Below are 14105 nucleotides of genomic sequence, written 5' to 3'. Positions count from 1 at the left end.
CTGAGCAGCTCGTACCACCGTTTCGCATCACTGCGCTTCGTCACATAGAGAATGAACGGCCGCGGCGCGTGCCGCAGGATTCGAGTACCTCCAAGTCCTTTCCGTCGAGATTATCCTCTCGGTGCACCCAGTACTGCGGCTCGGTCGAAGATGGGATCGAGGTGATCATTTCCAACTTGTCCTGGGGTTGGGACCGGTTAGGATCAATCGTTGTCATAGTGTCGGGGTCATAGTCGCCGACATCAGCAAAGTTCTGAACGGTGCGTTCTTGAGGGCAAAGCGGCTAGAACTCCGCCGGACGCCTGACAGGCATCCGAAGGCTGGGGCGGAATCCGTCGCCCCGATCCGCTCAACTGTACGAACGGCGCTTCGTCGATGATCAGATAGGTGAAGGAGTCCGTCCGAACCCGCCATAGAGCGCGGGCACCACCTAACGCCGCCTCGGTGAGCAAGAGACCATCCCTTGGCGACCCTCTATGGTGGCTTGCATGTTCGTCCGCTCCTCGGCACTGATGCCGGCGTGCCAGGCAAGCGATGGCACTTCGCGGCGGGGAAAGCGCCGCTTAGCATCTGCCGCATCTGCCTCCGCCGCGCGCATCCAGCACAGTGCCGGTGGTCGGCACGGACGCAAAGCCACAGGCCTCCCTCCAGCCCTCGAGCGAGCACCGGCGCCGGTGCAAGCTCTCCGCGAGATCCGGTGGGCAACGCGACGACGAGCGTCTGACCGGGAGGAAGAAGCAAAGCACCGCGCACCGCTTCGCGCTGCCCAGGGACACCGTAGCCGTCGGAACCCGCTCTAGCTTCACCAAGGAATCGGGTCGATTGGAACGCCGCCAGTCGAGCCCGGCATCGTTCGGCCAGCAGTACTTCGAAGACGGGATCGTCGCTCTGGGTCAGCCAAGAAGGCCGCCAAGGTCCGCTTCCATCAGGAAATAGCCCTTCGCCCTCGCTACGGAGCGCGGACGCCCAAGGACGCCCACGCGGCGCGATCCGGCGACATCCCCACTGGAGGGGACTCGCAACTGCGCTCGCTGGCCCGCGCGAAAGAGACTCGCGGCGCACACACTGGGGTGAAAAGCGCCATCCGCATGAACCGCGCTCCCAAGCCGACCTGTTGCTGGTGCTGCTCTTCCAGGATCCGCGCCAGGCGATCGAAGAGTCCGTCCTCTAAGCCCCCTCTGCTCTTCTGGTGTCCATTGATGGGGAAGCAAAGGCCTCCAATGACGCCCAAATCGAGAGTGATCCAAGAGCCGCTTGGCCATTTCCCCTGGCCACTGCTGGCCAAAGAAGATTGTACCTACGTATGTCTAGTCGAATTGCAGGAGACGTTATTCCCATATTCAATGTGCGGCTAGTCCGTCCTCAAGAATAAGCTCTGCTTCTTCCCGGGCCAAGCACTGACCGAAGACGCGCCCGGTATTGACCAAGGCGTCGATTGTCGCTCCGCGCGGCGTTCTTCGGCCCGCGCGAGTTTTTTTGATTACTTCAGGGGCGACCGTAAGCCGCTGTGTTCTGCTGCACCGCGCGCCTCGCGCATTACAGAGGCGAGCCCAGTGTGCCAGTTCGGGAAGCTTCAACAAGCGCAAGCGCTTGCCATCCGCGAGCGTCAGATTTAGATCCGACGGAGTTCGTCTTGGGTGGGGTCAGCGTGTAAGGACGCTCCAGCAACTCGAGTAGCGCATGGTCGCTAACGGGAGCCAGTCCGCTGTCCAGCCAGATCCGCGTGAAACGGGGAGGGCCGAATTCCCGCGACGCCGCATCGCCCAAGCAGCGGCCTGAGTGTATCTTCGGTGCTGGGCGCAAGTGGCTTGTGGCTTCTTTTTGTGTCAGCTTTCTGAAAATGAAGCTTGAACAAATAAAATGCCGTCCGCAAGTGAATTGACGTAACCGGGAGCAAAGCGCCACATCCGTCAAGTCCTAAAACAGTTAATTTTTACTCAATACACTATCCAAAATTAAAAACTTACTTAGCAGCTTTCTTTTGTAGCGTTTCTTGACTAAGAGATTGCTTTCAGACTTAGGACGTGTTCAATATATGCATTGTCAAGATGGCACAACAACGAGTCAGGGAGAAGGCTATATTCTTGAAGTTTTCGCCGATCCTTATCGCTCTACTTTGGTTGCGAACCATGCACTTTATCTCAATGTTCAAGACTAATATGTTAAAGTGGTATGTTTTCCGACCAAACGCCGTATTTTAATTTAGTTCAAGATCATCCAGGCAACTGAAGTTCTTCCCTTATACAATATGCTCATTTGGCGCAGCATATTTGCAATTTAAATGCGGCGGCTTTGGAAGCTGTAGTTGCAGATGTATACTATTTCTCGATGGATATGCAAATAGATGATGAGGAACATTTTCCCCTTTAGGGAGCCTAATCGTGATACTGCCCTAAAAGTGGCACAATCAATAATCTGGCAATAGCTAGATCCATTGAAAACTAATTTTTCTGATTTCTGATACCTTTTCAGTCTCAGGCAACCTGTTCTCATACTCAGGCTAGGGTAGGCGTTTTTTCAACTCCCCACGGATTGGTAGAAACGCCTGGATTGGTGTCTGTAGGCACTCTGGCAAATGTTAAAACCGTTACGCCTGACCAGTTGAAAGCAACCGGGGCGCAGATTGGTGTTAGCAAATACTTATCGTCTTTCACTTACAGCCCGGTGAACAGATAACGTCGCACAAGCGGGTGGCTTGCATCGCTTCATGGCATGGAGTGGCACGATGCTAACGGATTCCGGCGGATTTCCAGGTGTTTAGCCTGAGTGAGATGCGACCGATCGCTGAAGAGGGCGTACGTTTCGATCGCCGCGCGCGATGGGCAAATGATTTTTTTGTCGCCTGAACGGTCGATTGAAATTCAAAATTCCTTAGGTGCTGATGTGATTATGGCTTTTGATGAATGTCCGCCCTATCCAGCAACTCGCGAGAGTGTGCAGGTGGCAACAGAGCGCACCTTTCGCTGGCTGAAGCGGTGTATGGTTGCCCATCAGCGATCGGATCAAGCGCTGTTTGGCATTGTTCAGGGTGGAGTCTATCCTGATTTGCGCGAGTTTGCTGCGAAACAACTGGCAGATTTAGATTTGCCGGGTTTTGCGATTGGGGGAGTTAGCGTTGGTGAACCGCCGGAACTCATCCAACACATTGTTCAGGCAACTGCGCCCTTGCTGCCTGCAAACAAACCTCGGTATTTAATGGGAGTAGGCACCCATCGTGAAATGGTGCAAGCGATCGCCGCTGGTATTGATTTATTTGATTGTGTGATTCCAACCCGACTAGCGCGACATGGCAATGCGATCGTCCGAGGAGAGCGGTGGAATCTGAAAAACGCTCGCTTTCGAGAAGATTTCACGCCTTTAGATGAAGCTTGTCCCTGCTATACCTGCCAGAACTTCAGCCATGCCTACATCAGCCATTTGCTCAGATCTCAGGAGATGTTAGCCTACACGCTTCTCTCAATTCACAACATTACGGAATTGATCCAGTTTACCCAACGGATTCGTCAGTCCATCATTCAAGGACGCTTTGTTGAAGAATTTGGACAGTGGTTAACAGATAGTGATTAACAGACTATAAATCTACACTCTCCTCAGATTATAATAAGCCAATTCGTAAATATTAGAGAAAATTAGCAATGGATCATACTCACTTCTTTGCTTCTAGAATCGGCTGAATAGCTTTCGCTGGTGGCATTCGAGGCAGTTTGACTATAAACGTTGAGCCGTGATAGTCGATCGCAAGTATTTTATCAAGCAAGCATTTAGAGTTACGACCTTCAATGCTGCTGTCCACTAGAAAGGCGTGGCGCAGGAGGACGAACGTTCGGTTTGCTGCTGCCTGTAGCGTTACGCTTTACGCCTTTGTGGGAAGAAGGTTGAGCAGCACGAGACTTTGACTGTCCGCCTCTGCTCTGACTTTGGCGATTTTGACGACCATTTTGAATGGGTTCAGGTTTTGCGTGGAGGTCTGGCTCAAAACCAGTCACGATCTCTCTCGGCAATTGTTGCTTAATCAACCGTTCAATCGCCCCTAGGAGTTGATGCTCATCAACACACACGAGGGATGAAGCTTCCCCATCGGCTCCAGCGCGCCCCGTCCGCCCAATGCGGTGAATGTAGTCTTCTGGTGAATTGGGTAGCTCATAATTCACCACATGGGGTAAATCAGTAATGTCAATCCCACGAGCGGCAATATCTGTAGCAACCAACACTTGCAAACTGGCATCCTTAAATTTTGCTAGGGCACGAGTTCGGGCGGCTTGGCTTTTGTTACCATGAATTGCCATGGCGGGAATACGATCTTCAGTGAGTTGCTTCACCAAGCGATCTGCCCCATGTTTAGTACGAGTAAATACCAACACTTGAAACCAATTGTGCTGACGAATCAAATGGGTGAGTAAGTCTCGCTTGCGTTCGCGATCGACGAGATACACTTTCTGTGACACAGTGTCGGCAGTAACATTGCGCCGTTCCATTTCAATCAGGGTTGGCTGGTTTAGCAGGCTAGAAGCAAACGCCTTAATTTCAGGGGAAAACGTGGCGAAGAACAGCAGATTTTGCCGCTGTTTTGGTAAAAGGGCAAGAATGCGCCGAATATCTCGAATAAAACCCATATCCAACATGCGATCCGCTTCATCCAGCACGAAAATTTCAACCCGCGATAAATCTACGATGCCCTGCTGCAGATGATCAAGCAGTCGCCCAGTGGTAGTAAGTAAAATGTCCACACGGCTTCTCAATTGACGCACTTGTGGAGTCATGCCAACGCCACCAAAAATCGTCATTGAATTTAGTTTCAAATATTTGCCGTATGCCTGCACGCTTTCTTCAACTTGGGCTGCGAGTTCACGGGTTGGTGTCAAAATCAGCGATCGAATGGGTGTGCGACCAATAGGGGCATTTTTGTTAGCACTATTTACCGCCGACTTATTTGCCGACAACAGATGCAGAATGGGATAACTTGGGCGCTGACGGTGTTTTTTATGGGTTTAACGGTAGTTTTGAGTGCAAATTTAATTCCGATTCAATAACTACCTAGAGGGCTGTGTGCTACCTGTGTATGGGTTTTAAGCAGAGAAGAAGTCCATTGTCTGGGCGATCGCTCCTTACTATGACGATCGCTTTTGTTATTTCACTAATTTTCCTGACCCTCACTCAATTGCTGTCTTCTGCCCAACCGTCTTCACTGTCTCAACTTCCCACGGCTCGAATTCATCCCTTACCGCCCGGACTAGCTCAATGGCAAGATTCACAGCAATCAGGGGATTACTTTGACCAAGTTCAGACGGTAGTTGTCAATTACTTGATTTGGTCAACGTTTCCAGTAACGGTTTATGTAGAACCCCCTACCCTTGCGGAACAGGCGTATCCTTTCATAGCAAACCGAGCGAGGATCTGGGGCACTGCTATAGAAAAAGCAGTACAGGAATGGAACTTGTATCTCCCCCTCCAAATAGTTGAACACGTTAAAGATGCGGATATTCAGATTATGCGATCATCGCTACCGCTGAGGTTTGAGCGCACCAATCAAGATAGCGAAAATCGCAAACTTCCGATTCGCCGTGCCCGATCTGCCGAAACTCGCTTTGAACTATACGCCAAAAAGCCAACTGTTGGGACATTTGATCAGCCTTCAACTTTGTCCCATCGGGTTGCCGTTTATATCCGCCCCGATCAAGCTTCCGAGTATTTGCAAGCTGCTGCTAGGCATGAAATCGGTCATGCGCTCGGCATTTGGGGACACAGTCCTCAACAAACTGATGCCCTCTACTTCTCCCAAGTTCGCAACCCTGCTAAGATTTCTGCGAGGGATCTCAACACCCTAAAACGTGTGTATCAACAACCTACTCGCTTGGGCTGGGATCTAGCAAACTAAATCCCTTGCGATTGCTCCTTTGACGTACCTGAATGCACTGGAACCCTGCTAAAATGCATGAGGCAGCGATCGCTTCCAGTCTTTGCACCGCTGCTAGTCTAGATTTTTACACCTTTATCCGCCTAAGACTGACGCTGCCCACGGCGGTAGGCGGTTTTACTAGCGGAGTCTTATGTCGTTTTCCACTCTTGGTTTATCTGATGAAATTGTTCGCGCTACTACTGAGCGCGGTTACACCACTCCTACACCGATTCAAATGCAGGCAATTCCTGTGGTGTTGGCAGGTGGTGATCTGCTAGCGGGTGCCCAAACGGGTACGGGTAAAACTGCTGGCTTTACCTTGCCCATTCTGCATCTGTTGTCGGCAAATAAGTCGGCGGTAAATAGTGCTAACAAAAATGCCCCTATTGGTCGCACACCCATTCGATCGCTGATTTTGACACCAACCCGTGAACTCGCAGCCCAAGTTGAAGAAAGCGTGCAGGCATACGGCAAATATTTGAAACTAAATTCAATGACGATTTTTGGTGGCGTTGGCATGACTCCACAAGTGCGTCAATTGAGAAGCCGTGTGGACATTTTAGTTGCTACCCCTGGGCGATTGCTTGATCATGTGCAGCAGGGCACCGTAGATTTATCGCGGGTTGAAATTTTAGTGCTAGATGAAGCCGATCGCATGTTGGATATGGGTTTTATTCGAGATATTCGGCGCATTCTTGCCCTTTTACCAAAACAGCGGCAAAATCTGCTGTTCTCCGCCACGTTTTCCCCTGAAATTAAGGCGTTTGCTTCTAGCCTGCTAAACCAGCCAACCCTGATTGAAATGGAACGGCGCAATGTTACTGCCGACACTGTGTCACAGAAAGTGTATCTCGTCGATCGCGAACGCAAGCGAGACTTACTCACCCATTTGATTCGTCAGCACAATTGGTTTCAAGTGTTGGTATTTACTCGTACTAAACATGGGGCAGATCGCTTGGTGAAGCAACTCACTGAAGATCGTATTCCCGCCATGGCAATTCATGGTAACAAAAGCCAAGCCGCCCGAACTCGTGCCCTAGCAAAATTTAAGGATGCCAGTTTGCAAGTGTTGGTTGCTACAGATATTGCCGCTCGTGGGATTGACATTACTGATTTACCCCATGTGGTGAATTATGAGCTACCCAATTCACCAGAAGACTACATTCACCGCATTGGGCGGACGGGGCGCGCTGGAGCCGATGGGGAAGCTTCATCCCTCGTGTGTGTTGATGAGCATCAACTCCTAGGGGCGATTGAACGGTTGATTAAGCAACAATTGCCGAGAGAGATCGTGACTGGTTTTGAGCCAGACCTCCACGCAAAACCTGAACCCATTCAAAATGGTCGTCAAAATCGCCAAAGTCAGAGCAGAGGCGGACAGTCAAAGTCTCGTGCTGCTCAACCTTCTTCCCACAAAGGCGTAAAGCGTAACGGTACAGGCAGCAGCAAACCGAACGTTCGTCCTCCTGCGCCACGCCTTTCTAGTGGACAGCAGCATTGAAGGTCGTAACTCTAAATGCTTGCTTGATAAAATACTTGCGATCGACTATCACGGCTCAACGTTTATAGTCAAACTGCCTCTAATGCCACCAGCGAAAGCTATTCAGCCGATTCTAGAAGCAAAGAAGTGAGTATGATCCATTGCTAATTTTCTCTAATATTTACGAATTGGCTTATTATAATCTGAGGAGAGTGTAGATTTATAGTCTGTTAATCACTATCTGTTAACCACTGTCCAAATTCTTCAACAAAGCGTCCTTGAATGATGGACTGACGAATCCGTTGGGTAAACTGGATCAATTCCGTAATGTTGTGAATTGAGAGAAGCGTGTAGGCTAACATCTCCTGAGATCTGAGCAAATGGCTGATGTAGGCATGGCTGAAGTTCTGGCAGGTATAGCAGGGACAAGCTTCATCTAAAGGCGTGAAATCTTCTCGAAAGCGAGCGTTTTTCAGATTCCACCGCTCTCCTCGGACGATCGCATTGCCATGTCGCGCTAGTCGGGTTGGAATCACACAATCAAATAAATCAATACCAGCGGCGATCGCTTGCACCATTTCACGATGGGTGCCTACTCCCATTAAATACCGAGGTTTGTTTGCAGGCAGCAAGGGCGCAGTTGCCTGAACAATGTGTTGGATGAGTTCCGGCGGTTCACCAACGCTAACTCCCCCAATCGCAAAACCCGGCAAATCTAAATCTGCCAGTTGTTTCGCAGCAAACTCGCGCAAATCAGGATAGACTCCACCCTGAACAATGCCAAACAGCGCTTGATCCGATCGCTGATGGGCAACCATACACCGCTTCAGCCAGCGAAAGGTGCGCTCTGTTGCCACCTGCACACTCTCGCGAGTTGCTGGATAGGGCGGACATTCATCAAAAGCCATAATCACATCAGCACCTAAGGAATTTTGAATTTCAATCGACCGTTCAGGCGACAAAAAAATCATTTGCCCATCGCGCGGCGATCGAAAATGTACGCCCTCTTCAGCGATCGTTCGCATCTCACTCAGGCTAAACACCTGAAATCCGCCGGAATCCGTTAGCATCGGACCATTCCATGCCATGAAGCGATGCAAGCCACCCGCTTGTGCGACGATCGCTTCACCGGGCTGTAAGTGAAGATGATAAGTATTTGCTAACACCATCTGCGCCCCGGTTGCTTTCAACTGGTCAGGCGTAACGGTTTTAACATTTGCCAGAGTGCCTACAGGCATGAATCGAGGCGTTTCTACCAATCCGTGGGGAGTTGAAAAAACGCCTACCCTAGCCTGAGTATGAGAACAGGTTGCCTGAGACTGAAAAGAAAATTTAGTATTCAATAAAAATTAAGTCTTCAACGGGATTAAGCGATCGCCACAGATTATTCATTGTGCCACTTTTAGGGCAGTATCACGATTAGGCTCCCTAAAGGGGAAAATGTTCCTCATCATCTATTTGCATATCCCATCCAGCAGACAATACATCTGCAACTACAGCTTCCAAAGCCGCCGCATTTAAATTGCAAATATGCTGCTCCAACAGCGGATTTGATAAGGGAACAATCTTGAGTTGCCGACTATCTTGAACTAAATTAAAATACGGCGTTTGGTCGGAAGATAGCCCAATCTCAAGATAATCAAAGCTTTGAACATTGAGATAAAGTGCATGGTTCGCAACCAAAGTAGAGCGATAAGGATCGGCGAAAACTTCAAGAATATAGCCTTCTCCCTGACTCGTTGTTGTGCCATCTTGACAATGCATATATTGAACACGTCCTAAGTCTGAAAGCAATCTCTGCATGTCTTGAATATTAACAATGATGCCACTATCAACAATGCAAGGGGCAAGGGGACGCTGACTACTGGAAGATTGTTCATAACTCATGGAGAGAAAGCCTTTGAACTGAATAAGCCGAGCATGTTGACAAACCTGGCATTTATATCTACTTAAACAGAATCCAAAAATCCTTTGGCAGGTATAAACCAAAGGATTAATAACGGTTAGTCAAGAAACGCTACAAAAGAAAGCTGCTAAGTAAGTTTTTAATTTTGGATAGTGTATTGAGTAAAAATTAACTGTTTTAGGACTTGACGAGTGGTAGGCAATAGATGTAAGGAGGAAGAATCGAGCGGAGATTGAAGCTAAAGAGCAGGTATGCCTTAATTTTATCCCAACTTTTTTAGGTCACAGCGAATGAATTGATTAATTTCACCTAGACAAAGTGATTAAATAAAAGCATTTTGCATATCTATGGTCAGTCACTAAACCTTGCCACTAGATGTAGATAAATCCAATCTTGAATGTTGAGCAACTGGATTTATTCAAGTTGAAAACTAGGGTTTTATGATTGTCGGCTGCTGTTTTGCAGCATTGCCCACATGATGCGATCGCACATGCCCGTTTCTCTCAGCTTGTGCTGCTGCTGAAATTCCATCACCGCTTCATAAGTCTCATCTTCAAAAAAGCCATCCCGCGCGATCGCGTAGCCGCAAATGTTCAACAGCCCTTGCAGTTCATAGACATCAGAGCCAGATAAACCTTTACGCAGCACCCGACTACCCGGTTTCACGCCAAGCTTGAGGGCAGCCCAGGTTTTAGGTCCAATCACCGCATCCACCCGAAACCCATGGCGGCGCTGAAAAATCATGACACAATCTTCGGTGCGGCTGTCATAGGCTCCTGTAACAGTCAGCTTGAAACCAAACGCTTTCAACAATTCTTGCAGTTCAATCACTTCGTCTCCCACATCCCAAGGACGCAAAATTGTACCCGTTGTAGCGGTATCCAAAGTGGCGTAAATCGGGTTGAGGCGGTTGTGAATTAAGTCGGGGATTGACATAGAGCAGTGCAGGGTTGCTTACTTTCCACACCATACACCGCTCTTCCTAGCAAGTCGAGTTAACGATCGCCCATTGCCTGATCATTCGCCTGAATCACTTGACTCACGGATATGGGAGTCACTCGCGACCCACGTTCATTCGATTGATAGCCCCATTGTTGCTGACCATTGGAAACGATCGCCAGCCAGTTATTTTCGTCGCGACAGCCCCCCAGCAAAACGCAAGAACGAGTGGGCTGCTGTTTCACATCCAAAAAGCGGAGGGCTTCAGTCCGAGCGGCACGTCCATTTCGTTTGAGGATATCTTGGGAGATCGCGTCAGCAACTTGAGTAGGCAAAATGGGGCGGCGATCCATCACAAGCTGCGTCCCTGTTTGATTGGTGCGATAAGACCAGTTCATGGTGCCCGTGCTAACCTTGACTTCCCAGCCTTCAATCGGTTGATATAGCATTGGGCAAATGCTGCCAAAGCCAAAGGAGCAGCTATTCCCCCACGTTTGCGGTTTTGCTGCGGCAATTTTTACAGCTTGCGATCGCGCCCATTTTGTCGCATCTTGGATCACCGCCGTTTGAACTGCCGCAGGCAATTGAGCGCTGGTGCCGTTCACTTTCGGATCAAGCGCAATTTGCGACCCGGTTTTGTCAATATGATACGTCCAGGTTTGCCCACGCACGGCGACTAACACTTCCCAGCCTTCAATCGGGCGATACTCAAATGTGCAAACTTCGCCAAAGTTAAATGCACAGGCGTTGCCAAAGGTTTTGGCAGTGGCTTGAGTAATCTTGATGTTGGTAGGAGGCAATCCAGCCCGACTCGCAGCAGCGGTCAAAATCTGATTCTGAAGGGGAACGGGTAGGGCAATCGTGGCGACATTTTTGGGATTGATCACAATCTTGGAACCCGTTTTATCCACGCGATAGTTCCAAGTCTGATTATTTCCCTGCACCAGAACATCCCAGCCAGATACGGGGTTGTATTCTTTGGTGCAAACTTCGCCAAAATTGAAGATGCAAGGATTGCTAAAAGTCCCTGCTTTTACCTGAGATACTTTGAGCGTGGCGGGTGGAAGATTGGTGCGTTTGTAGGCATCTTGCAAGACCCCGCTGATGAATGCGCTCGGCATGGGAAGTTCACGAGCAGCAGTTTGAGCGAGCGGCACTGTACTGGGATTGGGCAACTCAGCCGCGATCGCGGGGGTATTGGCAGCCGAACACATCATTAAGTTCGTTACAGCCATAGTCAATGGAACAATAGATTTGAGAGATAGGCAATGATCCAAAACGGCGGCAAGATCGGTAGATTTCATAGCAATAACCTTAGAATGTCGAATAAAGCAGGGACACACGACAGCACTGATGCTATTTTTCTCCACTGGCGATCGCGCGTCATCAGGAAGGTTTGAACGACTCAAAAAGCAACGGAGGGTAAGCGAAAAATCCGCTAAGCTGAAAAAGCAGTCATCACCGCGATTGAGAGCCGCCATCGCCCGCTCGTCGATTGCTGATTACATTTCGTTTTTAGATCTCAGCAAATTTTTTTCGACTTCTGAATCTCTATCCTTTTAGCCTCGTCCTTCATGCCTCGTCTTTCTAGTACTATCGAAGCTATTCTTTACCTCAAAGCACAGCCGTTAACCGTGGCAGAAATTGCTGAGTATGCGGGATGCGATCGCCCTGCGGCAAAAGAAGGATTGCTAGAACTGATGGAAGACTACGCTCATCGGGATAGCGCTTTAGAAGTGACAGAAACCCCCAGTGGCTACAGCTTGCAACTGCGCGACACTTTTCACAGTTTGATTCAAACCTTGCTGCCAGCCGACGTGGGATTGGGTGCCTTGCGAACCTTAGCCGCGATCGCGCTTAAAGGTAAAATCTCTCAAACTGACTTAGTTGAAATTCGGGGATCAAACGTGTATCAGCATGTTCAAGAACTCGTTGAGCTTGGCTTTGTCCGCAAACGAAAACAATCGGATGGGCGATCGTTTTGGCTTCAGGTCACCGAAAAATTTCATCAGTATTTTCAACTAAATTCTGACCAAACTTTAGAGATAACCCAATACTTAAACAAGAATGAGGCTTCTTCACCCGGTATAGATGAAACTCTGAGTTGAAAATGCCAGAATAGTGACAACGAATCCTACTAAGTCTTCAATGATCTTCAATTCTGATAGCGCAAACTTTGTGAATTCTGATGCTGAAGCCCAAGAAGTGAACCCACTTTTGCAATATCTTCAGCACCAGCCGCCGGAAGTATTGGCTCAAGTGGCAAAGTCGGTTAGCCCAGAAGTTAAGCAAATTATCACTCACAATGTCCAAGGCTTATTGGGAATGCTGCCCCCAGAAGGCTTCAATGTCAAAATCACCACCGATCGCGAAAACTTGGCAGGTCTAATGGTGTCCGCAATGATGACAGGCTATTTCTTACGCCAAATGGAACAGCGGATGGATATGGAATCTCTTTTAGGAGATTCGCTGCCATCTGATAAGCAGTGAGCAGGTTTCGGGTTCCAGGTTTTGGGCTGAACGTGAAGCCACTTCTGTAGCTTAGGCTAGTCAGTGAACTGGCAAGAGTTTTCTTCCCCTCGTCCGCCTTCTCTAATTCTGCTGTTCTTTAGGAAAGGCTTTTGGCTGAATCTGCACTTGTCGAGTTTGACCGTTGCGAATAATTTCTAGCGATAAGTTTCCGCCAATTTTGCTGACTTCTACCTTTGCTTGCACTTCTGCCGCAGATTTTATTGGTTGACCGTCCACTTTTTGAATGACATCACCCTGCTGGATACCTGCATTGGCAGCCGGAGAGTTATCCATTACTCGCACAATCAACACCCCTTGATCTCTGCTGATTGTGAGCTTTAGGTTATCGTTTTCATTGATTTCTTTTCGTAGGGTGGGGGTAAGATCGACCATTTGCACGCCGAGAAAGGGATGCTCCACCTTGCCTTTGCTAATGAGTTGTTCGGCAACTCGCTGGGCAGTTTCGATCGGAATGGCAAACCCCAATCCTTGAGCGTCTGCACGAATTGCAGTATTCACTCCAATCACTTCACCTAGATCGTTTAAGAGTGGACCACCGGAATTACCGGGATTGATCGCGGCATCGGTTTGAATGAAGCTAACGCGCTTATCGGGTACGCCCACTTGGGAACTCGATCGCCCGATCGCGCTGATAATGCCTGCCGTGACGGTGTTATCTAAGCCCAATGGATTGCCGATCGCGATCGCCCACTGCCCCGGAGCAATTCCTTCTGATTTGCCCAACTTTACCACCGGCAGATTATTGGCTCTGATCTTCACTACTGCCACATCGGTGACCGAATCTACCCCCATGACGCGCCCTTCAAAGGTACGCCCATCTCTCAGCGTTACTTCCACGGTTTTGGAGCCAGATACGACATGGGCGTTGGTAATGATTTGCCCATTTTGAGACAAGATGAACCCAGAACCGGTGCCGCGTTCAACCCGCTCTTTGGGTTCGGCGGGAGAGTTGCCACCAAAAAAACGCCGGAAAAAGGGCGATCGCAATGCGTCTGGCAAATCACTCGTCAGGGTGCGAGATGAATCAATCCGCACGACAGCGGGTCCCACCCGTTCTACTGCTACTGCAATAAAGTTTGAATTAGTCAGGGCAGATTTGGCGAGTAGCTTATTCGTGCTTATCATGGGCTTAACCACGGCAGAAGGCTCAGCAGCGTTGGGCTTCTCCGGTGCTTGATTGATCAAATATTGACTGCCAATGATGCCTGCCCCACTGCCCAAGGCGAGTAACGATACATAAGTCGCCAGTTGTTTGAACGATAGCTTCATAGGTCAGTGAGGTTGATTAGTAGCAGTAGTCCTACCCTACTTTACTTCAATTGAAATAGGCAGCGCCTTTTGAGAGGAGAAGT

Annotated in this window: 14 protein-coding genes; 8 read left to right on the top strand and 6 right to left on the bottom strand. The window is 49.2% G+C overall.

What is annotated here, in order from left to right; translation table 11 throughout:
- Positions 1-674: 674 nt before the first annotated feature.
- From AC1S5B_RS25255 to tgt (AC1S5B_RS25240), 4 genes are all read left to right on the top strand, one after another.
- A complete protein-coding gene (locus AC1S5B_RS25255; RefSeq protein WP_482038419.1) occupies positions 675-800 on the top strand; it encodes a hypothetical protein in 126 nt (41 codons plus the stop codon).
- A gap of 1753 nt (positions 801-2553) precedes the next feature.
- Positions 2554-2676, top strand: coding sequence for a hypothetical protein (locus AC1S5B_RS25250; protein ID WP_482038427.1), 123 nt, complete (start codon positions 2554-2556; stop codon positions 2674-2676).
- A gap of 31 nt (positions 2677-2707) precedes the next feature.
- A complete protein-coding gene (locus AC1S5B_RS25245; RefSeq protein WP_482038426.1) occupies positions 2708-2761 on the top strand; it encodes a hypothetical protein in 54 nt (17 codons plus the stop codon).
- 5 nt (positions 2762-2766) lie between these two features.
- On the top strand, positions 2767-3567 hold the full coding sequence (gene tgt, locus AC1S5B_RS25240) for a tRNA guanosine(34) transglycosylase Tgt (protein WP_482038418.1): 801 nt from the start codon (positions 2767-2769) through the stop codon (positions 3565-3567).
- Positions 3568-3776: 209 nt separating this feature from the next.
- Here tgt (AC1S5B_RS25240) and AC1S5B_RS25235 read toward each other — a convergent pair whose 3' ends face one another.
- Positions 3777-4940, bottom strand: coding sequence for a DEAD/DEAH box helicase (locus tag AC1S5B_RS25235; protein WP_482038417.1), 1164 nt, complete (start codon positions 4938-4940; stop codon positions 3777-3779).
- 119 nt (positions 4941-5059) lie between these two features.
- On the opposite strand from AC1S5B_RS25235, the gene AC1S5B_RS25230 reads away from it, so the two are divergent.
- Both AC1S5B_RS25230 and AC1S5B_RS25225 read left to right on the top strand, forming a co-directional pair.
- Complete coding sequence (locus AC1S5B_RS25230) at positions 5060-5875, top strand: peptidase (RefSeq protein WP_482038416.1); 816 nt, start codon at positions 5060-5062, stop codon at positions 5873-5875.
- Positions 5876-6047: 172 nt separating this feature from the next.
- Complete coding sequence (locus tag AC1S5B_RS25225; RefSeq protein WP_482038415.1) at positions 6048-7397, top strand: DEAD/DEAH box helicase; 1350 nt, start codon at positions 6048-6050, stop codon at positions 7395-7397.
- A gap of 209 nt (positions 7398-7606) precedes the next feature.
- Here the strand turns inward: AC1S5B_RS25225 and tgt (AC1S5B_RS25220) are convergent, their stop codons facing one another.
- The 4 genes from tgt (AC1S5B_RS25220) to AC1S5B_RS25205 form a co-directional block, all read right to left on the bottom strand.
- Complete coding sequence (gene tgt / locus AC1S5B_RS25220) at positions 7607-8719, bottom strand: tRNA guanosine(34) transglycosylase Tgt (protein ID WP_482038414.1); 1113 nt, start codon at positions 8717-8719, stop codon at positions 7607-7609.
- A gap of 85 nt (positions 8720-8804) precedes the next feature.
- On the bottom strand, positions 8805-9263 hold the full coding sequence (locus AC1S5B_RS25215) for a hypothetical protein (RefSeq protein ID WP_482038413.1): 459 nt from the start codon (positions 9261-9263) through the stop codon (positions 8805-8807).
- A gap of 457 nt (positions 9264-9720) precedes the next feature.
- On the bottom strand, positions 9721-10218 hold the full coding sequence (locus AC1S5B_RS25210; RefSeq protein ID WP_482038412.1) for a peptidoglycan-binding domain-containing protein: 498 nt from the start codon (positions 10216-10218) through the stop codon (positions 9721-9723).
- A gap of 59 nt (positions 10219-10277) precedes the next feature.
- Positions 10278-11525 (bottom strand): hypothetical protein, encoded by a 1248-nt coding sequence (locus AC1S5B_RS25205; protein ID WP_482038411.1) that lies wholly within the window; start codon positions 11523-11525, stop codon positions 10278-10280.
- A gap of 270 nt (positions 11526-11795) precedes the next feature.
- Here AC1S5B_RS25205 and scpB point away from each other — a divergent pair, with 270 nt between their 5' ends.
- Together scpB and AC1S5B_RS25195 are read left to right on the top strand one after the other, a co-directional pair.
- Positions 11796-12329, top strand: a complete 534-nt coding sequence (gene scpB, locus AC1S5B_RS25200) for an SMC-Scp complex subunit ScpB (protein ID WP_482038410.1) — start codon at positions 11796-11798, stop codon at positions 12327-12329.
- Positions 12330-12399: 70 nt separating this feature from the next.
- Entirely contained in the window at positions 12400-12711 is a 312-nt protein-coding gene (locus AC1S5B_RS25195) for a DUF760 domain-containing protein (RefSeq protein ID WP_482038409.1), read from the top strand.
- 102 nt (positions 12712-12813) lie between these two features.
- Here AC1S5B_RS25195 and AC1S5B_RS25190 read toward each other — a convergent pair whose 3' ends face one another.
- Complete coding sequence (locus tag AC1S5B_RS25190; protein ID WP_482038408.1) at positions 12814-14022, bottom strand: HhoA/HhoB/HtrA family serine endopeptidase; 1209 nt, start codon at positions 14020-14022, stop codon at positions 12814-12816.
- Positions 14023-14105 lie beyond the last annotated feature (83 nt).

Source organism: Leptolyngbya sp. CALU 1928 (assembly GCF_056784215.1).
Note: the sequence above shows the minus strand (reverse complement) of the source record. Positions and strands in the feature narration are given on the sequence as shown.

Excerpts from the sequence above, each read along its gene's own strand:
- scpB (WP_482038410.1), top strand. The coding sequence starts at position 11,796 with ATGCCTCGTCTTTCTAGTACTATCGAAGCTATTCTTTACCTCAAAGCA.
- AC1S5B_RS25190 (WP_482038408.1), bottom strand. The coding sequence starts at position 14,022 with ATGAAGCTATCGTTCAAACAACTGGCGACTTATGTATCGTTACTCGCC.
- AC1S5B_RS25205 (WP_482038411.1), bottom strand. The coding sequence starts at position 11,525 with ATGAAATCTACCGATCTTGCCGCCGTTTTGGATCATTGCCTATCTCTC.
- AC1S5B_RS25210 (WP_482038412.1), bottom strand. The coding sequence starts at position 10,218 with ATGTCAATCCCCGACTTAATTCACAACCGCCTCAACCCGATTTACGCC.
- AC1S5B_RS25215 (WP_482038413.1), bottom strand. The coding sequence starts at position 9,263 with ATGAGTTATGAACAATCTTCCAGTAGTCAGCGTCCCCTTGCCCCTTGC.
- AC1S5B_RS25230 (WP_482038416.1), top strand. The coding sequence starts at position 5,060 with ATGGGTTTTAAGCAGAGAAGAAGTCCATTGTCTGGGCGATCGCTCCTT.
- AC1S5B_RS25225 (WP_482038415.1), top strand. The coding sequence starts at position 6,048 with ATGTCGTTTTCCACTCTTGGTTTATCTGATGAAATTGTTCGCGCTACT.